Genomic DNA, 22,186 nt, shown 5'->3' with positions numbered 1-22,186 from the left:
CCGTAGATAGGTACGGAGTCAATGCTATTTTAGCGAATCGATTATTGGGCAGTGAGATTGGTCGTTATTGTTGCGGCATGAATTAGTCATTTCTTTTATGACGACTTCTAAGCGTTGAAGGTCAGCTATCTTACTTTGAATTAAGCTCAGTTTCTGCAAACCTAGAGATTCAACTTTGGCACAATCGCCATCCATTGACATCAAAGACGCTACTTCCTTTAGAGTAAAGCCAAGTGCTTTAGCCTTACAAATGAATTGTAATTGCTTGGTGATTGAGTCGTCATACACACGATAACCATTTTGAGGTTTTTGAGGTTGTTTTATCAAGCCTTCTCGCTCATAAAAGCGTATAGTTTCTACGCCTAAACCAAGTTCTTTAGCCAACTTGCCTATTGTTTTCATCGTATAACCACAAAATCAGCCTACTTCATGACATTAGTATATCAATACGATATAAAATTTCTCGAACTAATAATGACCGCTTCTCGCTCTTCGCCGACCTTCGGGTTTGTGCCAAGAGCGGACGTTTACAACGCCTTGCTAATTGGCTGCCGCAGCGCAGCGTAGGCAGTCCAGTGGAGGCCACGCTTTTTGTGGCCGGAACGAAATTAAGCAACTTGTTAAGTGGCTTTGATTTTAGCTTTAATATCATCATAGCTCTGTGCGCGTACATTGATTTTACTGCCAGTATGGATCAAAACTTCCCTTGCTCCCATACCAATTGCAAGTTCACGTAAGACTCGCTCCTCTATATCGCTTAGCCCACCATCAGTTTTTTCTAGTTGATGCATGATTACTCTCGGCGCGGTTCTTAACTTTGAGCTATTCAAAGTAAAAATACCATGCTGCAATATCTTTTCAGCCAGCGTGAAATTTCCGATAAAACTTCTAGTGTGTGAAAAAGGGTTCGTTGTCTGAATAGTTGGCCCCGATAAAGATTTAGCTTCTCGACCAATAGCCTTAATCTTTTCTTTTCCCTTCCCGCCTTCTAGCGATATCCAAGGTTCAATTTCAATAAATTGCCCGGTTGAAAATTTTTGCATTGTGATTTTATTTTCACTCAACTCAACCAGCAGGTCGAAGGAAAACAGGCTTCTAATGAATTCGAATATCAAATGCGGCCTCCAAGCCATTTAACATTTGTATATTGTGCGTGCGCGTTTAGCAACTCGTCCAATTGATGGTTTTCAGCTCTTAACTTACTAAGCAAGCAGGCATTCCTAACTTGAAAGAATCCGAGTTAGCAAAGGCAATTTGAGCATGCTCAGTTACGCTCTACCGAGCGCACAATATCCAACCTTTATTTTTGTTATGTCATTGACAGTAAACGACTTAAACACACAACACAATAACAAAACACGCAATATCGCCGAAGTGAATGTGCCGTACATCGCTGGCGACACCATCACTTACTAATAACGCGACGGCTAGTCACTAGTTGCAGTAACCTGAAAGTCAAAAGGTCCGCTGCTCGCTCATTTAAGCCCGCCAAGCCATAATCAGGAATGTATGACAACCTTGGCCATAACGTTGCAAAATGCACTTAAACAACAACGCTATTAATCTTTAACTTTTTGGGCTTGTTAGTGATTGTCGAAATCATTGTGAGGAGTTCCTAAACTTACAGAAACGTACATTTCTAAAAGTGCCTGTCGCATTGGATCCGGTTCGTAAACGTAGCGCACATACATCTCCCTCACCCGCTTTTTCTGTTTAATAAACTCGGGACCAAACTTAGCATCTAAAGCTAAATTTGCACGTGACCCATCGGTAACATATGTTGCCTGTGTGATTCCGGTAATTTCTCGCGTAAGCCTAAAAGCAAATGTAGCTGAATTATGTCCTGAACTCGGCCGACAATGATTCTGCAAGCGCTTTCTTATTGTATTTGTTCTGCCAACGTACAGATGTTTACCGTTCTCTGAAAACAGATAAATACCGGACTGTGGGATTTCCTTTGGCAACGTTGCAACCGTGACTGGTTTCATATTTAGAAGTCGTTGAAAAGATGGTTCAAGCGAATCAATGTATTCTTTAAAAACTGGATGCATTTTTAATTATCCTGACGTTTTAGAACAAAAGTTAGCACGAATATTGGAGATCTGCTATTCGGCTAATTTAGACGCCATACTTGTATCTCCATACCGACTGGAGATTTATCATGCCAACTCAACAAATTCATCCGTGGAATAAAGGTCGCATCATCGGACAGAAAAGACCACTCTAAATTTCTCACATTTGGGGCATTCGCATAAGGCTTGAGCTAGAACAAAAAGTGAGAGATTTAGCACTTTTTAACCTTGGACTAGACAGCAAGCTAAGAGGTTGCGATCTCGTGAAATTGAAAGTATCAGATGTTGCGTGTGGTCGATCGTTACTTTCTCGTACTCATGTCGTCCAACAAAAAACTGGTTGTTCAGTTCAGTTCGAAATCACCCAAGGTACTCGAGATTCGTTATCGGCTTGGATCAAACAAGCAAATTTATCAGAGTCAGATTACCTTTTTAAATCTAGAGTTACTGGTAGCGGACACATCTCAACCAGACAATACAATCGGATCTTTCATAGCTGGATTGACAAATTGGGCCTAGACCATTCGTTATACAGCACGCACTCAATGAGACGAACGAAGCCCTACCTAATTTACAAGAAAACTAAAAACCTTAGGGTTATTCAACTTTTACTCGGTCACAAGAAGCTAGAAAGCACAGTTCGCTACCTTGGCATTGAAGTAGATGATGCACTCCATATTTCTGAATCGATTGAAATTTAATCGTCACGGCATTGGGCTGCTCAAGTCGTTCAGTGCCAAGAGCGGACGTTAACGCTCGCATTGGCGGCTGGTTTGGAGCGCGGCGGAAAACCAGTCCGGTGGAAGCCCGTAAGGGCCGGAACGAACTTGAATGACTGGTTATGCTCAAGCACTTGGACCATGCTGTTTTGGCCCATGCCAGTCGAATGCTTCCAATGTCTGTTGCAGAATATTTTGAAGCCTCTCCATTGATTCCGGTGACACATCAACCTCCCCATAATGACCGTCAGCCATTGTTGAGCCATATTTGGAGCCATTAAGGGAGTTGAGAATAAGCACACCTCCGTTGGGGGCGCTTATCATATTGTTTTCAACTGGCTTCAGATCCAGAGGCTTCGGGTTCCTTCCAGCACCAAGGCCACGCGATCTATCCTCCAAGTGCTGAGCGCTGTTCCTTACTCCTCGAAGATCGGGAAATGCTTCGCCTACCTGGCCATGCAGCTCTGCAACGATTTCCGGCACACCTTCTTCTCTTGATAAAACCCCAAGGAACTTGTCAAATGAATCAATAGCGTAGAGAAAGGCTCGAGCGTATATGAAAGGTAAATTGTGCTCGAATTCCCGTGGTTGAAATCCATTCGACCATTTTTCTCTTTTGAACCGGACTTCGGTTTTAAAATTGATCTCATCCCACTGCTCGTGCCCCGGAAACCCACCGTACTCTTGCTCTATTTCCCGCCTAATCTCACTCCTTCGTTGGGCATCTCGTTCCCAGTTTTCACGGTCAGCGACTGAGGGACAGACAGATCTGGCTTCAGTAAACAAGTTCAGTGCAAAATTTGCCTCAAAATATTGTGATTTGAGTGATTGCAGCAGATTTCCGATTTTCCACGACCAATCCCGATCCTCACTTTCGAGCCATGTTCCAGGGGTTACGATTTCAAACACATACATTGCATATACTCCTAAGAGCATAACGCTTCAATAACCGGCGCAGCTTTGCTGCGTCCGGCGCCGTAGGCGCGAAGTTGATTGACTGGTTAGGCGCATATACTCTAAACACTTTTATGCACTTCATAACGCAGCTCAGCCATACCTACGCCTAACTGGCGAACGGAAATGAGTTGGAGTGTTGGGCTTAAAACACAACGCGGAAAAAGGGGTTTACCTTTACCAAGGGTGGCAGAGCCAATTTGAACAATAATTTCATCCAGTAACCCTGCATCATAGAACTGACCAGCTAAATCTCCACCACCCACAATCCAAATATTTTTGTCTTTGGCCGCACTCATCATTTCTCTATGAATGCGATGTACATCTCCATTTGAAAAATGGATATCTGCTCTATCAATCATGGGCAGCTTACGACTTGAAAATACCCATGCTGGTTGGGTATAAGGCCATGGTGAGCCCGTCTCTTTAGCTACCTGCTCAGCATGGCGCACCATCCATTCATAGGTTGCCGACCCCATAGCTAAGGCGCCTACTTCAGATATGAATTCTGGATAACTAGAATTGTTGAGTTCCCCAAGAGGGAAAAGCCAGTCAAGAGAATCATCTTCAGTCGCGATAAATCCATCAAGACTTGTCGCAGTGTAAAATTGCGTTTTCATTGTTTGTATACCTGCTAACTTTATTCGCCTAACATTTGTATATTGTGCGTGCGCGATTAGCAACTCGTCCAATTGATGGTTTTCAGCTCTTAACTTACTGAGCAAGCAGGCATTCCTAACTTGAAAGAATCCGAGTTAGCAAAGGCAATTTGAGCATGCTCAGTTACGCTCTACCGAGCGCACAATATCCAACCTTTATTTTTGTTATGTCATTGACAGTAAACGACTTAAACACACAACACAATAACAAAACACGCAATATCGCCGAAGTGAATGTGCCGTACATCGCTGGCGACACCATCACTTACTAATAACGCGACGGCTAGTCACTAGTTGCAGTAACCTGAAAGTCAAAAGGTCCGCTGTTCGCTCATAGCAGACCCTCACGCCACCACCCCGCGGCATTTCGGAAACTCAGAACAGCCCCAAAACTGTCGTCCAATATGTTCGCCTCGTTTTACCGTTCTCTTAACCATGCTAGAGCCGCACTTATTGCAAACAGGCTCTGAGCTATCCGTTACAGGTGACGTCTGCTTAGTTCGAAGCTCTTGTACGTGTTTTTTATGGGCTCTATTGGTGGTAAATGACTTTATCAATGCTTCGTTTTGAATCGCATGAATAATGCTGTTTACTTGCTCTTCAGTCAGAACCGGAGTGGTTTTAGAGAGTATGTAATTTACATATCGTCCGCCAAAAGCAACATTCTCAGGCATGGCTGACTTGAATTGACTATCGCCGGTGAACACAACCAATGAAAATATTTGTTCGTCTGACAATTGCAAAAGCTGTTTCAAGGTCTGCACGTGTTTGTAATTCTGATGCAGCGGATTTTGAAACTTGTACTTATTTCGATAAATGGTTTGCGTCCAAACTTTTTCGCTCTCAGAACCGAATATCCAGCCTCTAAAAAATTTGGTTTCAACAACAAATACGCCATAAACCGAAACGATAATGTGATCAATTTGCGTTGTGCCCTCGCCGCTAGGTAATGTCACGTCGTTAATGATGTGGTAGGTATTTTTATCCAAGTGAATCTTAGCGGCAAGGCTCACTAAAAACTCACCAACTTTGCCTTTGAACCACGGTGTTTTGAAAATTGTGATCAACAACAGCATCACGGCCACAAGACCAAGATTCGTCATTAACTGTTCGTTCTCAAAAAGTGCCTGAAAAACTGTATCCATTCTCATCGTTGTCCTTCACTAGGCATACCGGTCAACGCATACATCACTGTCTCAATTTGCGATCCGTTCACCATATCGTCACCAAAGCTAGCACATAGCGCTTGGTCAAGTGCGGCCTCCATGACCATACCCTGTTGAATATGCTGTAGTACTTTTGCTGCAATTTCCTCATACTCATCTTGGCAATTGTTTTCTTTGCAGCACCTGTTCATCGGGTCAGTCTCAAATAGCGCGGTATTAATGGTCTCAACGCACATGCGCTGTAATTGACGCGATGGACGCGATCCGGTGTAGCCACGTTTATCAAGCTCGGCATGTAATGCATCAAATCGTGATTGACGACTCTGCATTGCAGCAGAGTCTGCACACGGCAGTGTATGCAAGCGCATGAGTTGATGAATAATTTGGCAAATGGACGATGCGGTCATTACTTCTCTTTTTATTAATTATTTTTTAATATTTTTACAACACCAGAACTATACAGGATGTCAGCGACAGAACGTGTCGTGTATCTTCAAATTCGAGTTATCATTCCGTTCCAAACCAATTTCACAGTTCAACAGGTAAGAAAACATGCTATTGAAGAAGTCAGATATCGACGCGATGCCAGGTGAGCATAAAATCCACTTTCTCAACGCGAATGCGCAACGACTGAATAAATCGCTCGGCGATGCTGCTGGAATGAAGTCGCTTGGTATTCATTTAATTACAATACAACCAGGGCACGACTCCACTGAACATCACTTTCATCATTTCGAAGAGGAAGCGATTTACGTGCTTTCAGGGGAAGGAATTGTGACCATTGGGCAAGAACAGCATGCGATTGGCGCCGGCGACTTTATTGGTTGCCCGATTGATCATGTACCGCATTCAATGCATGCAACAGGCTCTGACCCGCTACAGTGCTTAGTTGTTGGCAACAGGCTACAAGCTGATGTTAGCGATTATCCGAATGCTGGAAAGCGCCTCTATCGTTACCCCAGCGCTTGGGATTTGGTTGATATCAGCGACGCGACGAACGTCAAATAAGTGGGGTGCAGTCCAAGGACTGCACCCCTCCTTTACCTAAGTACGAGGGTTGGGGTGCGGCTCTCTTTCAGCATCGCCATGGTGGTACTACCTACCAAGAATTGGCGAATGCGCGAGTGGCCGAATGCGCCCATGACCATGAGGTCAATGTTATGTTCGGTTTGATACTGGTGCAAGGTGGCTTCCACGTCGCCGGCACGAAGCGCGACGTGAACCTTGTGACCGCCCTCACTCAGAACCTTTTCCGCCCACTTGAGTTTTTCCCAGTTGTTCGCGGTATCGGCGTCAACCATCACCACATGCACCGGCATGCCTTTAAACAATGGGCTTTGCGCGAGCATTTCAACGCCCTTCTCGGTGGTTTTGCTGCCATCGAAAGCGAGCATGGCTGAGCGCGGCTCGTTGAACGTATCTGGTGTTAATAATAGCGGGCGATGTACCGTGCGAATCACGGTTTCCAACTGGCTTCCTACTTGATGCAGTTGATTCGCCGATGCTTCGCCATGCAGACCTAACACTGCAAGACGCACATCACCTTCCAACGCTAACAAGTTTTCAGCAAGCTCGCCGTGGCGCTGACGCTGTGTCACGTCGCTCACACCCAACTTCTTTAACTTTTCATCGGCTAGTTGCAACAACACATGACCGTGCTCCAACGCCACTTTCGCGCGCTGTGCATCCAATTCAGCGAGTTGCTCAAGCAAATGTTCACGCGTACCCAAACCAATATTGCCAGAAAGCTCGGTTTCAGCCTGCGTTTTTAGCTCATCTAAAACATGTAATAACATCACTGGCGCAGCCAATTGCTTCGCCGCCCAGGCGGAATATTCACACACGGCTGTGTTGCGCGAAGCGCCATCAATACAGCTAACTACGTAAGACATAATCATCCCTTATTATTCTAATGGCCGCCCATAATTCTTTCGGCAGCGTCGGGTTTATCATGAACACCAAAACGGTCGACAATGGTAGCGCTAGCTTCGTTGAGCCCTTGCACCTCGACTTCAGCGCCCTCGCGACGGAATTTGAGCACAACTTTATCAAGCGCTCCTACCGCAGTGATGTCCCAAAAATGTGCTTTCGTGAGGTCAATAATGACCTTATCCAGCGCTTCTTTAAAGTCGAACGAGTCAATAAACTTATCAGCAGAAGAGAAAAATACCTGACCGATCACCTGATAACGGCGTTCGCTGCCTGATTCATCAATGGTTGATGTCACACTCATAAAGTGGCCAATTTTGTTCGCGAAGAACATGGCAGCAAGTAATACACCCACGCCAACACCAATCGCTAAGTTGTGAGTTGCCACAACAACCACGACGGTGGTGACCATCACAATGTTGGTCGACAACGGATGTTTCTTCAAATTACGAATGGAGTCCCAACTAAAGGTACCAATGGAGACCATGATCATCACAGCAACGAGCGCTGCCATAGGTATTTGCTTGAGCCATTCGTCCAGCACAAGAATCAAGACCATCAGGAAAATACCAGCCGTTAACGTCGACAAGCGGGTGCGACCGCCTGATTTCACGTTAATCACCGACTGACCAATCATCGCACAGCCAGCCATACCGCCCATCAAGCCAGCACCGATGTTAGCGATACCCTGACCTTTACACTCACGGTTTTTGTCACTTGGTGTATCGGTTAGGTCATCAACGATGGTCGCTGTCATCAGTGATTCGAGCAAACCAACCACAGCCAAACCAGCTGAATACGGGAAGATAATGGCTAAGGTTTCTAGGTTCAGCGGTACATCCGGCCACAGGAAAATTGGCAAGGTATCAGGCAGCTGGCCCATATCGCCCACGGTGCGAATATCGATATTCCAGAAAATCGCCACAATGGTGAGTGAGATGATGCACACCAACGGCGACGGCAACATCTTGCCGATGACAGGCACGTACGGGAATAGGTAAATAATGCCGAGCCCGGCAGCCGTCATGGCGTACACATGCCAAGTTACGTTGGTCAGCTCAGGTAGCTGCGCCATGAAAATCAAAATAGCGAGCGCGTTAACGAAGCCAGTCACCACCGAGCGCGAAACAAACCGCATCAACGAGCCCAGTTTTAAGTACCCTGCTCCAATTTGAAGCACACCGGTTAATAATGTGGCAGCCAATAGATACTCAAGGCCATGGTCGCGCACTAAGGTGACCATCAACAACGCCATTGCGCCGGTTGCGGCTGAAATCATGCCAGGACGACCACCAGTAAACGCAATGATCACGGCAATACAGAACGAAGCATAAAGCCCTATTTTCGGATCAACGCCGGCGATAATCGAGAATGCTATCGCCTCAGGAATAAGAGCAAGGGCTACGACAATACCCGCGAGCAGATCGCCACGGATATTCGAAAACCACTGGTTCTGAATGGTTTTGAACATAAGTTTATTTTCGCTTATTGATTAAAGGTATTTTAAATAAAACAGAAATACAGAAATGCGCCACGTTCACACTCTTGTTTATTAAAGAGATTAAACGCAACGTTTAAAGAAAATATGAACGCTAGGGTGGCGTAAGGTTGAACAAACCAACTTTCTCCGTGCTCGTTCTTACCCCATGTAAGAACTACCCAATTTAAGAAGCGGCGAATTATACGGAAATGTTTGATTAAACGCAAAAGACAGACTTTGAAATATAGTTTGACTTATCTAGGAATCAGCGTAGAGTGGGCGGCGTTGGTTAGAAACAGCAAGTTAAATCTCCTCTACGTCGCATTATTAGCATTATTCTTCGTCCTGTAGCTTTAAATTTTCTTTTTTTACCCCGCATGACTCTGTCAGTGGCATTTGCCATGGCAGCAAATTTTTAAATTTTCAGGATTAATATTATGTCTAATACAGTAACTGGCGTTGTAAAATGGTTTAACGAAGCAAAAGGTTTTGGTTTTATTGAGCAACAAGGTGGCGCAGACGTATTTGCTCACTTTAGCGCAATTGCTAGCACCGGTTTCAAAACCTTAGCCGAAGGCCAACGTGTATCGTTTTCGATCACTCAAGGTCCTAAAGGCCCACAAGCTGAAAACATCGTTGCCGTTTAATCGCCGATAGTTTTGCTTGATAATGAGGAGCTCTTTTGAGCTCCTTTTTTTATGCCTTGAATTTGCTTCTGTTCAATCTCATATTTGAGTTAATACCGCTTTAAATAGAGGTTTTTATGTCTGACAATATCATCGTGGCATGCCCCATTTGCCACAAGAAGAATCGTGTCGCTACCGATAAACCGCGGACTGAAGCGAAATGCGGTGCGTGTAAAGCGCCTCTTTTTACTGGAAAAGCGTTTGCTGTTAACGCCGATGAGTTTCGCTTGCATCGCGACAGCGATCTACCATTAGTGGTGGATTTTTGGGCGAGTTGGTGCGGGCCATGTAAGCAATTTGCGCCGATATTCGAACAGGTTGCGCAGCAATATGCTGAGAAAGCACGCTTCGTGAAGGTTAGTACCGAAACGGAGCCTCATTTGGCTCAGCATTTTATGATTCGGAGTATTCCGACATTAATGGTGGTTAGAAACGGACAAGAAGTTGCGCGCCAAGCCGGAGCGATGGGCCCGGCGCAATTGGTGCAGTGGCTGAATCAACACCTTTAAAAGCGTTATTGGTTAGTCGTTATTGGTTATTCGTCCTTGGTTATTCATCAAGAGAGCACTGTAAGCAGCGCTCCTTACCGGTGATTAACTTCGAAATGCCATTACGATTGCGGGCAAAGAATAAATAGCCTTTGTCCGCAAACCATTTCACGATAGGCCAGCGCAGTATTGCCGTCATCCAGCCGCGCCCAACGGCCGACCACGCTGCATGGGTCACATCTAAGCCATAAATCATGTCACCATTTGCCTTTTGACCATGCAAAATGCGGTTAGCTTCGGCCACATCAATATGCGGATAGCGCTCAGCAAAATCGGCTTCCCAAATATTCTCAAACTTGAGTTGCTGCCGTGTATCTTTGGCTTTTAAATGCTTCATTTCTTTTACGCACAGCGGACACCCGCCATCATAAAAAAGAATAAGTTGTGTCGCCACGAGCACCTCTTTGCGTGGTTGAATTATGACTTGAGTATACGTCATTTCCGCCCCCACCGATCACTGCAAAGGAGGGGTGCAGTCCAAGGACTGCACCCCTTCTTTTTCTCTTTGACTTTACCTACAGATCTTATAAACTCTGCGCCATTGTATTTAAGTAGTTACTAAATTACGGTGGCAAGCTGCGATGAAGAAATTGATTTTCCCAGCCTTAATGAGCTGTTACATGGCGTTGTTGATGACCTGTTTAATCACGTGGATCAACACCGGCTTTGACTCTGGGTTTTGGGGGCGTTGGTTTACAGCGTTTTATATCGCTTGGCCCATTGCTGGCTTCTTGGTTCTTATTGGCGGCCAGCGTATTCGCGCTATCAGCGAAAAGCTCGCGCAAAAACTATAAATAAGAGGGGTGCAGTCCTTGGACTGCACCCCTCCTCTTTCGTCACTCTTTCAGTTGCAAGTTAGAAGGTGTAGCGCACACCCACCATCGCCACAGTTGGGTCAATTTCAACGGCTACGCTTTCAATAGTAGTGCCGTTCAAACGAACGTCGGCATCGGTGTCGATATCCATTTTCGATACCATCACATGCACGCCCCACTCGTCCGTTAACTTCCAGTTCAAGCCCGCTTGTAGCGCATAACCAAAGCTGTCTGACAGTGCCAAGTCGACATGGTCACCAGCAGTTGCAACACCTAGTGCACCAAGAGTCGAAACCAATTCGTTCGATACGTTATCTTCAAAGAACGTGGTGTAGTTCAAGCCGAATCCAACGAATGGCTTCACGTTTTCTGAGCCGATATCAAAGTGATACTGGGCTAATAATGTCGGTGGTAAATGTTTCGTTTCACCAATCTTCATGCCAGCTAACACCCCAGTACCATGAATTTCGTGGCTGAATGGTGTTGCCGCTACTAATTCTAACGACCAATTGTTCGTCATTTTGTAGTCGATGGTGATACCAAGTTGGGTGTTGTTATCAACCGTGACGCCGGTACTGCCGGTTTCAAATCCAGCAATAGATTCAATAACTGGCAGGTTCGAGCTACTATCACTTGGCATAACGCCGATGGCGCCAACATTCACGCTGAATGTATCTGCGTAAGCCGGTGCTGCGCCAATAATGGCGACTAAACTACAAACTAATAATGACTTTTTCATACAGCTCTCCTTAGTAATTTCCGCACATTTTATAGGGTCACTGTCGAAATAAATTGATCGCGATCAATAAATGTAACCACAAGAAAATCAGGGGTATTTCTTGGAGCAGCCAATACCTACTTGGTGGTACGAGGAGGGGTGCAGTCCTAGGACTGCACCCTTCTTTTCTCTATAATCAGTGGAACCAAACAAGAGGAAGTGCGAAATGAAACTGACTGTCGACATCAGCAAATATCCGTTAGCTGAAAATTACATAGACCCAATTCGCGAGTTTATTGATGAACTGGCAAAACACCCGAACATTCACATCATCACCAATACGCTCAGCACGCAGGTGTTTGGTGATTACGATGACGTGATGGAAGCCATACAGGCTTGTATTAAATGGTCATTCAATAAATACGGCAAAGTCGTATTCGTATGTAAGTTCCTGCACGGCGATCTTCGCCCAGAATAAGAGACGTGCAGTCCAAGGACTGCACCCCACCTTCTTTTCTGTAAACTTACAATCTCTTACAAATCAATCTATTGCCTAAAAGATATATCCACACATAGACTGCAGTTGAAGTCCCCCAAAACTACAACAAGGAATTTCTCGTGAATAAATGGACAAATTGCGCGTTAGCCATCGCTTTAGCTACTTCATCAACCTTGGCTTCTGCTCAAACAGCAACTTCGCCGAGTTTTGATTTTATCAGTGGCGGTTATTTAAGTGCTGATTATGAGGATGAATCAGTCAACGGTTTGACTGCTTCATTCAGCCAATCTTTTGGAAACGATTGGTTCGTTACCGCTGATTACATGACAGCGTCTGAAGATTATGAAGAAGCATTAATGGACGACATTATTTATCGTGCTAAAGCTGAGATTTCGCGCTTGTACGGAAACGTGGGTTATAAATTTTATAACGAGGGTAACACCACCGCTTATATTTCTGGTGGTCTCGCGTGGGTTGAAGCCGTTATCAAAACCGATACATTCGGAGATTTCGGTGCTGATGAGACAGGCTGGAACCTAAAGGTTGGTGTACGTAACCGCTTTACCGATTCGCTCGAGGTCGACGCAAGTATTCGCCACTACGATGTCGGCAACATGGATAGTCAGGAAATCAGCGTAGCCGGACGTTACTTCATCAATTCAAATGTCAGCGTTGGTCTTGGTTACAGCATTGTTAGTAGCGAAGAGAATCATACTTTCTTAACTGCTTCATATCATTGGTAAAAATAAGGGTGCAGTCCAAGGACTGCACCCCACCTCTGCCGCATGTTAAACTGGGTGCATTGACTCAACAACAAGGTTGAAAACATGCCGTTTCGCCCAGAACACATCTACCAAGATTTATCGGATCAGTTATTCGCACCATGCGAAGCAACCCCGGTGCGAGCGCCGCAGTGGATAGCATTTAACGATGACTTGGCAGAACAGTTGCAGATTCCACAAGAACTATGGGCAACAGACGAAGGTTTACAGGTATTTTCGGGTAACCAAACACCTGAATGGGCAGCACCGGCAGCTCTTGCGTACGCTGGGCATCAGTTTGCCAATTTCGTGCCACAACTTGGCGATGGCCGAGCACTGTTACTCACAGAAGTACTCGACAAGAACAATCAGCGCTTCGACATTCAGCTCAAAGGTTCAGGCCGCACGCCATATTCACGCGGCGGTGACGGTCGCTCTCCTATTGGGCCTGTAATTCGGGAGTACTTAGTCAGTGAAGCCATGCACAAGCTTTACGTGCCGACCACACGCGCATTAGCAGCTGTAGCCACCGGTGAATGGGTACAGCGTGAAACGGCGCAGCCTGGCGCTATTTTGACGCGCGTGGCCAAAAGTCATCTAAGAGTAGGTACCGCGCAGTATGTGTTACATCTAAGAGATTATAAGCTGCTCAAACGTTTCGCTGAATACGTCATTGACCGTCATTATCCTGAGCTCAACAACAGCGAAATGCCTTATCTCGCACTACTTGAAAGCGTTCAAAATAACCAAGCAAAACTTATCGCCAAATGGATGAGCCTTGGTTTCATTCATGGCGTGATGAACACCGACAACATGACGCTTAGCGGCGAAACCATTGATTACGGTCCGTGTGCGTTCATGGAGGCGTATGAGCCAGCCACTAAATTCAGTTTTATTGATAAGCGCGGCCGCTATGCCTACCAAAATCAGCCCGCCATTGGGCTCTGGAACATCGCACGATTCGCCGAAACACTATTACCGTTAATTCACGATGACCCCGACACGGCGGTAACACAAGCCACAGCAATTATCGAAAAATTCCAAGGAACCTACGAAGCCTGTTACTGGCAGGAAATGAGCGCCAAGATTGGTGTCAGTGACATTAACGCCGCGAAGCCGCTTCTTGAGCGCTATTTAAACCTCATGCAAGCGCAGCAAATCGACTTCACTCAAGCGTTCCGCTTTTTAGGTGACCAAACGCCAGAGCGCGCGCAACGCCTATTCGAAAATAGCGATTCATGGCAGCTTTGGTTCAACGACTGGCAAGAGGCGACTGATAACAGTCAACTTCATCAAGTGAACCCAGCATATATTCCGCGTAATCACTTAATCGAACAAGCCATTCAGGCGGCTACAAACGATGGTGATTTGACCATTTTTAACCGCTTACAGCGAATGCTTGCAGAGCCATTCACAGAACGTGAAGAATTTAGTGATTGGTTTGAACCAGCTCAAGCCGAAGAAAAAATCACCCAGACATTTTGCGGTACCTAACGCAGCACGCTAGTTGTTCACACTAATTTGTTCGCAATAATCATTATCATTTTGCTGAACACCATCGCGAAAACATTGCGGGGGTATGTTCAACGACGGATCGTGATACGTGACAAAGCCATCATTTACCCCATGACGCAACATGGATGACAACTGACGTTTCCCGTTTAACCAAATTTCAGCCAGTTCGCGTTGTTCAGGATACGGTGTCACTTTTATGAGTCTTGTTGAACGGCTCTGCGGGATTGCAATCACTTGAATTTCATCACCGTCACGCAGTCCGTTCAGATACACACTTAAACTAGTTGTCACTTCGGAAGGCGCCATGGTACCCGGCTGTTGTTGGGTTAGCCATGTTTTCAGCACTTCACCATGCAATTTCCCATCAACAAAACTACCCTCAATGCGACCATAAATATCAGGAGACGTGCGATAGGAACTCATTTCAAATTTTTGCGGGTAGGTATACGTCACGACAAACTCACCAATTAAGTTACCGTTCTCGCAGGTCCCCTTGGTAACCGAAAGTTTTGGCTGTCCATCACTATAAACCATGCCGCGTTGGCGTTGCTTCGCTCGCTTCGTCGCATAGTCGGTTTGGTTCAGTTGATAGAGCAAGTAGCTTTTCGTGTCGTCATCTAACACGCAAGAGTTACCTGCAGTTGGCGTCAAATATTGAACGATATTGTCGGCTAAAATTTGTTGCAGTCGCGGCATGTAATCAGCCGCACGAGCACTGTTAAGCTGTTTGTAATTCGGTAGGCTAAGCCAATTTATTTTACCGATTTGAGGTATGCGCCACTTGGCACTTGGCGTCGGCTTACTGTTATGACTCGCTTTTTCTGTGGCGGCGGCAGCGGCCGTGGCACTTGCAGCGGTAACTGGCTTATCATCAATGCCATCAAAGGAAGAAAGACGCGGTAATTCCGCTGCAGCCTCTATTGGCATCAATTGCTCAATTTGAGGCGCCACTTGGTAGCAATAAACGTGAGCTAACTGCTTTTCACCCTGCCGATAGCACTGTGGTTCGTCCTTCAAAACCGAGCTTGCAAACTCTAACCACCCTTCTATCTCGCCATTGAGCATATGAAAACGTGTATTTGGTTGCCCAGACATCCATGAATTCATTCGTACATAATTATCTTGTAGAGCCTGTGAAACTGTAATGACTTGGGTCTCGCCCTCGCCAGTGATAGTGACATGTGATCCAACCTGTGCACCATTATCAAACACGCCAATTTTTAACGTCGTCGACTCGCGCCATGAGCCTCCCAGATTGGATCGATCAATTGAAATAACTCGAGCCTCGCCATGAAGCTGACCATTCTTAAAAAAGCCATCAATTCGACCAGAAATCTTCGTCTCACCTGAGAAATATTCGGTTTTAGAGTAATAATCATCAGTAAACAGTGCCGTCACGGGGCCATTTAATTCACCATTTTGGCAGTCACCGAAAATAATAGTAACTGTATCGCCACGCTGTTCTACATTGACTGTTTTCGCAGTTTTTTGACGCTGACGTTCAACTAATTCAGGCGATTGCTGATGAATAACAAAAGAGCGGGTTAGCGGGTTCAATGAACACGCCTGAACATCCGCCACTTGCAGTAATGTTTCTGGATCTTGGAGCTGTTCTAAATAATCCACATAGATTTCAGCTTGCTCTGTAGGCAACTGCCATTTCGGTCCACTTGCGGTTGGCTGTGTATGGTGTTGTTCTATGGTTTTATTCCACTGATGAGCAGCCGCCAGCGCAACCGCTTGTCGATGTTCCTCTTCCCAGCTCGCGCAACCGGATAAAACAAACAAGCTTAAAGAATAAATAGTGATGCGACGACTCATGATGGCTTTTCTTTTTATTTGAATTGAAGTTTTAATGTAGCGCTATTTATCCGTTTAGCAATAAAGTTGCGTTCAAGTGCTTTTTAAAGTTGAATAAACTTAACACGGAAAACAACGATAAAGGACGTTAACCTATGTCAGATTTCAATCACGAAACATCATCAGTTAATAATATTGCCGTGCAGCAATTGGCCGCCAATAAACAATACACCCAGATTATTTATATTCTGCAGTTGGTATCTTTAGTTTTTGGAATTACGGCGATTATTGGCGTGGTGATGAACTATGTGAAGTTAAGCGAAGTGCGCGGAACCTTTCTAGAATCGCATTTCCGCTGGCAGATTCGTACCTTTTGGTTCATTTTACTGTGGACAATTATCGGCGGCATTTTATCGATGGTTGGTATTGGATTATTAATATTACTAGTGGCGGCTGTTTGGTACATCTATCGCGCTATTAAAGGTATCAATTCGTTGAATGGCAATCGCCCAATGTACTTTTAACTCATTGAAAACGAAGTGCAGATCAATCCTGCACTTCGCCCTCTAAGTAATACCAGCGCCCGTCTTCACGCACAAAATGTGACTGCTCTTCCATCACGCCAATGTCGTCGTCGATTTGAAAATAAGCTTTGAAGTGCACGTAGCCCCGATTGCCGTGGGTACCGGTGGCAATCAGCTGTAGCTGCAACCATTGCGGGTTGTCATCTAACGAGAAATTCTTAGGTAAGGTGCTTGGATGCCAGCTTGTGGCAACATAATCAGCTAACCCGCGAGCATAAGCACTATAGCGCGAGCGCATCAGCTCTTCAGGTGTGCGCGGTAGGGCTTTCCCTAAATGAAACGGCTCGCAACATTTAGCATATTTACCGCCACCGCATGGGCATTTTTTACCGAGTGGTTTATTCATAGGGCCACCCTTTCTTGCTGCGCGTACTACCTCCATTCGATGGTTTTTGCTCTGAACGTTTAGAGCTGTTCCTCTTACCTCGACCAGCCGATTCAGAACGAGTACCGGCACCAGTGCGCTGTCGGCGTGTGTCACGCCGTAGCTCGCTCCCTGCACCTGGCGGCCGCTGTGGTTTCGGCCGACGACTCTTGTGCCCTTCAGGCGCTAAGCCACTGGAATGTTCAATTGAAGCCATGAGTTCACCGAGTTCGCGCTCGGTTAAATTACGCCATTGCCCAACCTGCAAAGCTCCTAAACGAATATTCATGATACGCGTACGTTCAAGCTTGCGAACTTCATAGCCAAAGTGCTCGCACATGCGGCGAATCTGACGGTTCATGCCTTCAATTAGCGTCAAACGAAAGACAAATGTTGATAGTTGTTCAACTTTACAACGTTTCGTCATGGTGCCAAGAATTGGCACACCGCTTGCCATACCACGAATAAAATCAGGTGTAATAGGACGATGAACGGTGACCACGTATTCTTTTTCGTGTTTATTACCAGCACGTAAGATCTTATTAACCAAGTCACCGTTGCTAGTCAGAAAAATCAGGCCTTGTGAATCTTTATCTAAGCGGCCAATCGGGAAGATCCGTTCTTTGTGGCCAACAAACTTCTGAATGTTGTTACGCTCGGCTGAATCGGTTGTACTCACCACACCAACCGGCTTATTGAGTGCAATAAAGACAAACTTTTCTTTGTTCTGCGCCGCCACTAAGCGGCCATTGACTCGAACTTCGTCGCCAGCACCAACTTTATCGCCGACCACCGCTTTACGGCCATTCAGAGTAACTTGCCCTTGCTCAATAAATCGATCCGCTTCACGACGCGAACACATGCCGCTTTCGCTAATGAATTTGTTCAGGCGAACGGCTTCGCGTTGCTGAGGTTGGTTTGGCTGCATGGCTTTAAAATCACCTTGATAGACTGAATTCACCCGCGCAGTTTATCAGATTGTCAGCAAAATCATGAAACAAAAGACGAGTGTGTCTGCTAGCAGATAATGCATTGGAAATAGAAATCATCGCCATCCCTGGCGGTCAAGATTTAGAAACGTGGCTCTAGTCTTGTGGTACGCGTACCCAACCTTCCATGAGTACACGAGCACTACGGCTCATAATCGCCTTCGTGACCGTCCATTCACCGTTCACTTGCTTCGCTTCGGCACCAACACGCAAGGTGCCTGACGGATGACCAAAGACCACTTGGTTACGATCACCGCCACCAGCAGCTAAGTTCACCAACGTGCCAGGCACTGCTGCCGCTGTAGCGATGGCCACCGCTGCTGTACCCATCATGGCATGGTGTAATTTGCCCATCGACATAGCGCGAACTAGCAGGTCGATATCACCTGCGTTGATGGCTTTACCACTTGATGACACGTAATCAGCCGGCGGTGCAACAAACGCAATCTTCGGTGTATGCTGGCGTGACGCCGCTTCATCAATGGATGAAATTAAGCCCATCTTCAACGCGCCATGCGCACGCAACGTTTCAAACTTCAGTAGCGCATCGGCGTTTTCATTAATGGCGCCCTGCAATTCCGTACCGGTGTAGCCAATATCGGCAGCATTCACAAAAATCGTCGGAATGCCGGCATCGATGAAAGTCGCTTGTAACTTACCAAAACCTGGCACTTCAAATTCATCAACGACGTTGCCGGTTGGGAACATAGAACTGCCCTTCCCGCTCTCATCAGCGTCTTCATCTGAAGCTGGGTCCATAAATTCAACCTGTACTTCGGCTGCTGGGAACGTCACACCGTCCAGTTCAAAGTCACCAGTTTCTTGCACTTCACCGTTGGTGATCGGCACATGCGCAATAATGGTTTTCTGAATATTCGCTTGCCAGATACGCACCACACAGGTGCCATTATCAGGAATACGCGATGCGTCGACTAGCCCATTACTAATGGCAAATGAGCCGACGGCTGCGGTTAAGTTGCCGCAGTTACCGCTCCAATCAATAAATGGCTTATCAATCGACACTTGGCCAAATAAATAATCCACATCGTGGTCGGCACGTGAGCTGCGCGACAAAATTACCGTTTTACTGGTGCTTGACGTTGCGCCGCCCATACCGTCAGTGTGTTTGCCATAAGGATCAGGGCTACCAATCACGCGTAATAAGAGTTTATCGCGAGCGGGACCTGGCGTTTGCGCCGCCAAAGGCAAATCGTCGAGTTTAAAAAACACCCCTTTTGAGGTGCCGCCACGCATATACGTGGCGGCAATTTTCAGTTGTGGAGGAAAAGCCATGGCGATTATACCTCACCCGCTAAAAAGTCTTGTGCGAAACGTTGAAGCACACCACCGGCTGAGTAAATTGACACTTCTTCGGCGGTATCCAAACGGCACTTGGTTGGCACTTTAACGGTTTCACCATTGGCGCGATGAATCACTAATGTCATCACGGCACCCGGCTTCACGTCACCTTCAACATCAAAAGTTTCGGTACCATCAATGTTTAATGTTTTACGGGTGGTACCCGCTTCAAATTCAAGCGGTAACACACCCATACCTATTAGGTTGGTGCGGTGAATACGCTCGAAGCCTTCGGCAACGATACATTCAACCCCAGCAAGACGAACACCTTTGGCAGCCCAGTCACGTGATGAACCTTGGCCGTAATCAGCACCCGCCACAATAATCAACGGTTGCTTGCGCTCCATGTAGGTTTCAATCGCTTCCCACATGCGCATGACTTTGCCTTCTGGTTCAACACGCGCCAACGAGCCTTGAATCACTTCACCGTCGTCGTTCAATACCATTTCGTTGAACAATTTCGGGTTAGCAAAGGTCGCGCGTTGCGCCGTCAAATGGTCGCCGCGATGCGTGGCGTAGCTATTGAAATCTTCTTCTGGTAAGCCCATTTTTGCCAAGTACTCGCCAGCCGCACTGTCAGCCAAAATTGCGTTTGAAGGCGACAAGTGATCGGTGGTGATGTTATCACCAAGTACCGCTAATGGACGCAGGCCTTTTAGGCTGTTACCCGAAGCAAATGAGCCTTCCCAGTATGGTGGACGGCGAATATAAGTGCTCTGCGGACGCCAGTTGTACAGCGGATCGGTTTTCTCACCGTAATCCACATCAATGCTAAACATTGGGTCATACACTGTGCGGAACTGCTCAGGTTTCACCGCTTGTTTCACAATCGCATCAATTTCTTCATCGCTTGGCCAGATATCTTTTAAGGTGACTGGCTTACCATCGTGATCAAAGCCCAACACGTCTTTTTCAATATCAAAACGAATGGTACCCGCAATGGCATAAGCTACAACTAATGGTGGTGATGCCAAGAATGCTTGCTTCGCATACGGATGAATCCGACCATCAAAGTTACGATTACCTGAAAGTACTGCGGTTGAGAATAAATCACGCTCAATAATTTCTTTTTGAATTTTCGGATCTAGCGCGCCACTCATCCCGTTACAGGTGGTACACGCAAAACCAACCACACCAAAACCTAAATTCTCAAGTTCAGGTAGGAGTTTGGCGTCTTCAAGGTACATTTTTACAGTTTTCGAACCTGGTGCCAGCGAGGTTTTAACCCATGGTTTTCGGGTTAAGCCCAGTTTATTCGCGTTACGCGCAATCAAGCCCGCAGCAATCATGTTGCGTGGGTTACTGGTATTCGTACAACTTGTGATGGCTGCAATGATCACGGCACCATCAGGCATCAAACCGTTCTCTGGTTGCTCAATGTGTTTCGCAATACCACGTGAACTCAGTTCGGCTGCCGGTAATAAGGCGTGCGGATTCGAAGGGCCAGCTAAGTTACGTTCAACTTTTGACAAATCAAAGGTTAATACACGTTCATATTCAGCACCTTTCATGCTGTCAGCCCATAAGCCTGCGTGCTTAGCGTACTTCTCAACCAATTCAACTTGCTTGTCATCACGACCGGTTAATTTCAAGTAGTCAATGGTCTGCTGATCAATATAGAACATGGCCGCGGTGGCACCGTATTCTGGCGTCATATTTGAAATCGTCGCGCGATCACCAACTGACAAGGCATCGGCGCCCTCGCCAAAGAATTCCAAATACGCACCAACTACGCGTTCTTTACGCAAGAAATGTGTAATCGCGAGTACCAAGTCAGTACCGGTAATGCCAGGTTTCAATTTACCGGTTAATTCAACACCGATGATATCTGGCAGGCGCATGTAAGAAGCACGACCCAACATCACGCTCTCGGCTTCTAACCCACCAACACCCACGGAGATAACACCAAGCGCATCAACCATTGGCGTGTGGCTATCCGTACCCACACAAGTATCTGGAAATGCCACGTTGTCACGTATTTGCACCACTGGAGACATTTTCTCAAGGTTGATTTGGTGCATGATGCCATTACCTGGCGGAATCACATCCACGTTTTTAAACGCAGTCTTTGTCCAATTAATGAAATGAAAGCGGTCGTCGTTACGACGGTCTTCGATGTCACGGTTTTTCTCAAAGGCGTCTTTTTCAAAACCCGCATGCTCAACCGCCAGCGAGTGGTCGACAATCAACTGAGTTGGCACCACTGGGTTTACTTTTGCAGGGTCGCCGCCTTTAGCAGCGATAGCATCACGTAAACCTGCTAGGTCAACTAATGCGGTTTGACCAAGGATATCGTGACAAACCACGCGCGCTGGATACCATGGAAAATCTAAGTCACGTTTGCGCTCAACAATTTGTGTTAAGCAAGCGGTTAAATCTTCCGGATTACAGCGACGCACTAACTGTTCAGCTAAAATTTTTGAGGTGTATGGCAGGCCGTCATATGCGCCTGGCTTTATCGCTTCTACCGCGGCACGTGTATCGTAATACTGTAACGTGGTGCCCGGGAGCGGTTTACGAAATTCGGTATTCATGGCTATGCCCCTTCATTAACATCAGTGTTTTCTAT

General features: G+C 46.3%; 27 protein-coding genes. 11 read left to right on the top strand and 16 right to left on the bottom strand.

Annotated features, from left to right (window positions below):
* Positions 1-24: 24 nt before the first annotated feature.
* Together CWI76_RS01695 and CWI76_RS01690 are read right to left on the bottom strand one after the other, a co-directional pair.
* Entirely contained in the window at positions 25-402 is a 378-nt protein-coding gene (locus tag CWI76_RS01695; protein WP_008950466.1) for a MerR family transcriptional regulator, read from the bottom strand.
* Positions 403-620: 218 nt separating this feature from the next.
* A complete protein-coding gene (locus tag CWI76_RS01690) occupies positions 621-1,064 on the bottom strand; it encodes a rod shape-determining protein (protein ID WP_241967925.1) in 444 nt (147 codons plus the stop codon).
* Between the two features lie 196 nt (positions 1,065-1,260).
* On the opposite strand from CWI76_RS01690, the gene CWI76_RS11610 reads away from it, so the two are divergent.
* Positions 1,261-1,416: a hypothetical protein gene (locus tag CWI76_RS11610; RefSeq protein ID WP_153827366.1), complete on the top strand. Its 156-nt coding sequence runs from the start codon at positions 1,261-1,263 to the stop codon at positions 1,414-1,416.
* Positions 1,417-1,583: 167 nt separating this feature from the next.
* On the opposite strand, the gene CWI76_RS01685 is transcribed toward CWI76_RS11610, so the two are convergent.
* Positions 1,584-2,051, bottom strand: a complete 468-nt coding sequence (locus CWI76_RS01685) for a GIY-YIG nuclease family protein (protein WP_126758653.1) — start codon at positions 2,049-2,051, stop codon at positions 1,584-1,586.
* A 224-nt stretch (positions 2,052-2,275) separates the two neighbouring features.
* Between CWI76_RS01685 and CWI76_RS01680 the strand changes: the two genes are divergently transcribed.
* Entirely contained in the window at positions 2,276-2,773 is a 498-nt protein-coding gene (locus CWI76_RS01680) for a tyrosine-type recombinase/integrase (protein WP_476742301.1), read from the top strand.
* 144 nt (positions 2,774-2,917) lie between these two features.
* Here the strand turns inward: CWI76_RS01680 and CWI76_RS01675 are convergent, their stop codons facing one another.
* Positions 2,918-3,706, bottom strand: a complete 789-nt coding sequence (locus tag CWI76_RS01675; RefSeq protein WP_126758652.1) for a hypothetical protein — start codon at positions 3,704-3,706, stop codon at positions 2,918-2,920.
* A 101-nt stretch (positions 3,707-3,807) separates the two neighbouring features.
* On the bottom strand, positions 3,808-4,365 hold the full coding sequence (locus tag CWI76_RS01670; RefSeq protein WP_126758651.1) for a dihydrofolate reductase family protein: 558 nt from the start codon (positions 4,363-4,365) through the stop codon (positions 3,808-3,810).
* Positions 4,366-4,520: 155 nt separating this feature from the next.
* Between CWI76_RS01670 and CWI76_RS11605 the strand changes: the two genes are divergently transcribed.
* Positions 4,521-4,676 carry a hypothetical protein gene (locus CWI76_RS11605; protein ID WP_153827366.1) on the top strand — a complete coding sequence of 52 codons (156 nt, stop codon included), beginning with the start codon at positions 4,521-4,523 and terminating at the stop codon, positions 4,674-4,676.
* 72 nt (positions 4,677-4,748) lie between these two features.
* Here the strand turns inward: CWI76_RS11605 and CWI76_RS01665 are convergent, their stop codons facing one another.
* Positions 4,749-5,549: a nuclease-related domain-containing protein gene (locus CWI76_RS01665; RefSeq protein ID WP_126758650.1), complete on the bottom strand. Its 801-nt coding sequence runs from the start codon at positions 5,547-5,549 to the stop codon at positions 4,749-4,751.
* A 2-nt stretch (positions 5,550-5,551) separates the two neighbouring features.
* Entirely contained in the window at positions 5,552-5,977 is a 426-nt protein-coding gene (locus CWI76_RS01660; protein WP_126758649.1) for a hypothetical protein, read from the bottom strand.
* Positions 5,978-6,122: 145 nt separating this feature from the next.
* Between CWI76_RS01660 and CWI76_RS01655 the strand changes: the two genes are divergently transcribed.
* A complete protein-coding gene (locus CWI76_RS01655; protein WP_126758648.1) occupies positions 6,123-6,578 on the top strand; it encodes a cupin domain-containing protein in 456 nt (151 codons plus the stop codon).
* Between the two features lie 32 nt (positions 6,579-6,610).
* Here the strand turns inward: CWI76_RS01655 and CWI76_RS01650 are convergent, their stop codons facing one another.
* Positions 6,611-7,462, bottom strand: coding sequence for a universal stress protein (locus CWI76_RS01650; protein ID WP_126758647.1), 852 nt, complete (start codon positions 7,460-7,462; stop codon positions 6,611-6,613).
* Positions 7,463-7,479: 17 nt separating this feature from the next.
* Positions 7,480-8,970 carry a SulP family inorganic anion transporter gene (locus CWI76_RS01645; protein WP_126758646.1) on the bottom strand — a complete coding sequence of 497 codons (1,491 nt, stop codon included), beginning with the start codon at positions 8,968-8,970 and terminating at the stop codon, positions 7,480-7,482.
* 446 nt (positions 8,971-9,416) lie between these two features.
* On the opposite strand from CWI76_RS01645, the gene CWI76_RS01640 reads away from it, so the two are divergent.
* Positions 9,417-9,626: a cold-shock protein gene (locus CWI76_RS01640; RefSeq protein WP_126758645.1), complete on the top strand. Its 210-nt coding sequence runs from the start codon at positions 9,417-9,419 to the stop codon at positions 9,624-9,626.
* A 116-nt stretch (positions 9,627-9,742) separates the two neighbouring features.
* Positions 9,743-10,174, top strand: coding sequence for a thioredoxin TrxC (trxC, locus tag CWI76_RS01635; RefSeq protein ID WP_126758644.1), 432 nt, complete (start codon positions 9,743-9,745; stop codon positions 10,172-10,174).
* A 40-nt stretch (positions 10,175-10,214) separates the two neighbouring features.
* Here trxC and CWI76_RS01630 read toward each other — a convergent pair whose 3' ends face one another.
* Positions 10,215-10,607, bottom strand: a complete 393-nt coding sequence (locus tag CWI76_RS01630; protein ID WP_276567243.1) for a thiol-disulfide oxidoreductase DCC family protein — start codon at positions 10,605-10,607, stop codon at positions 10,215-10,217.
* Between the two features lie 187 nt (positions 10,608-10,794).
* Between CWI76_RS01630 and CWI76_RS01625 the strand changes: the two genes are divergently transcribed.
* A complete protein-coding gene (locus CWI76_RS01625; protein ID WP_126758642.1) occupies positions 10,795-11,007 on the top strand; it encodes a DUF2798 domain-containing protein in 213 nt (70 codons plus the stop codon).
* Between the two features lie 61 nt (positions 11,008-11,068).
* Here CWI76_RS01625 and CWI76_RS01620 read toward each other — a convergent pair whose 3' ends face one another.
* A complete protein-coding gene (locus tag CWI76_RS01620) occupies positions 11,069-11,767 on the bottom strand; it encodes an OmpW/AlkL family protein (RefSeq protein WP_126758641.1) in 699 nt (232 codons plus the stop codon).
* A gap of 205 nt (positions 11,768-11,972) precedes the next feature.
* Between CWI76_RS01620 and CWI76_RS01615 the strand changes: the two genes are divergently transcribed.
* From CWI76_RS01615 to CWI76_RS01605, 3 genes are all read left to right on the top strand, one after another.
* Entirely contained in the window at positions 11,973-12,224 is a 252-nt protein-coding gene (locus CWI76_RS01615) for a YkoF family thiamine/hydroxymethylpyrimidine-binding protein (RefSeq protein ID WP_126758640.1), read from the top strand.
* Positions 12,225-12,364: 140 nt separating this feature from the next.
* Positions 12,365-12,988: an outer membrane protein gene (locus tag CWI76_RS01610; RefSeq protein WP_126758639.1), complete on the top strand. Its 624-nt coding sequence runs from the start codon at positions 12,365-12,367 to the stop codon at positions 12,986-12,988.
* Between the two features lie 84 nt (positions 12,989-13,072).
* Positions 13,073-14,500: a protein adenylyltransferase SelO gene (locus CWI76_RS01605; RefSeq protein ID WP_126758638.1), complete on the top strand. Its 1,428-nt coding sequence runs from the start codon at positions 13,073-13,075 to the stop codon at positions 14,498-14,500.
* Positions 14,501-14,509: 9 nt separating this feature from the next.
* On the opposite strand, the gene CWI76_RS01600 is transcribed toward CWI76_RS01605, so the two are convergent.
* Positions 14,510-16,342, bottom strand: a complete 1,833-nt coding sequence (locus CWI76_RS01600; protein ID WP_126758637.1) for a hypothetical protein — start codon at positions 16,340-16,342, stop codon at positions 14,510-14,512.
* Between the two features lie 134 nt (positions 16,343-16,476).
* Between CWI76_RS01600 and CWI76_RS01595 the strand changes: the two genes are divergently transcribed.
* A complete protein-coding gene (locus tag CWI76_RS01595; RefSeq protein ID WP_241967924.1) occupies positions 16,477-16,845 on the top strand; it encodes a DUF4870 family protein in 369 nt (122 codons plus the stop codon).
* Positions 16,846-16,867: 22 nt separating this feature from the next.
* Here the strand turns inward: CWI76_RS01595 and CWI76_RS01590 are convergent, their stop codons facing one another.
* From CWI76_RS01590 to acnD, 4 genes are all read right to left on the bottom strand, one after another.
* Positions 16,868-17,251, bottom strand: a complete 384-nt coding sequence (locus tag CWI76_RS01590) for a YchJ family protein (RefSeq protein ID WP_126758636.1) — start codon at positions 17,249-17,251, stop codon at positions 16,868-16,870.
* Positions 17,244-18,197: a 23S rRNA pseudouridine(2604) synthase RluF gene (gene rluF, locus CWI76_RS01585; protein ID WP_126758635.1), complete on the bottom strand. Its 954-nt coding sequence runs from the start codon at positions 18,195-18,197 to the stop codon at positions 17,244-17,246. Before rluF ends, CWI76_RS01590 begins: the two co-directional genes overlap by 8 nt.
* A 157-nt stretch (positions 18,198-18,354) precedes the next feature.
* Positions 18,355-19,551: a 2-methylaconitate cis-trans isomerase PrpF gene (prpF, locus tag CWI76_RS01580; protein ID WP_126758634.1), complete on the bottom strand. Its 1,197-nt coding sequence runs from the start codon at positions 19,549-19,551 to the stop codon at positions 18,355-18,357.
* 5 nt (positions 19,552-19,556) lie between these two features.
* On the bottom strand, positions 19,557-22,151 hold the full coding sequence (gene acnD, locus CWI76_RS01575) for a Fe/S-dependent 2-methylisocitrate dehydratase AcnD (RefSeq protein WP_126758633.1): 2,595 nt from the start codon (positions 22,149-22,151) through the stop codon (positions 19,557-19,559).
* Positions 22,152-22,186 lie beyond the last annotated feature (35 nt).

It is taken from the genome of Pseudidiomarina marina (genome assembly GCF_003987045.1).
GTDB lineage: Bacteria > Pseudomonadota > Gammaproteobacteria > Enterobacterales > Alteromonadaceae > Pseudidiomarina > Pseudidiomarina marina.
The sequence above is the reverse complement of the archived record's forward strand: the minus strand, read 5'-3'. Positions and strand labels throughout refer to the sequence as shown.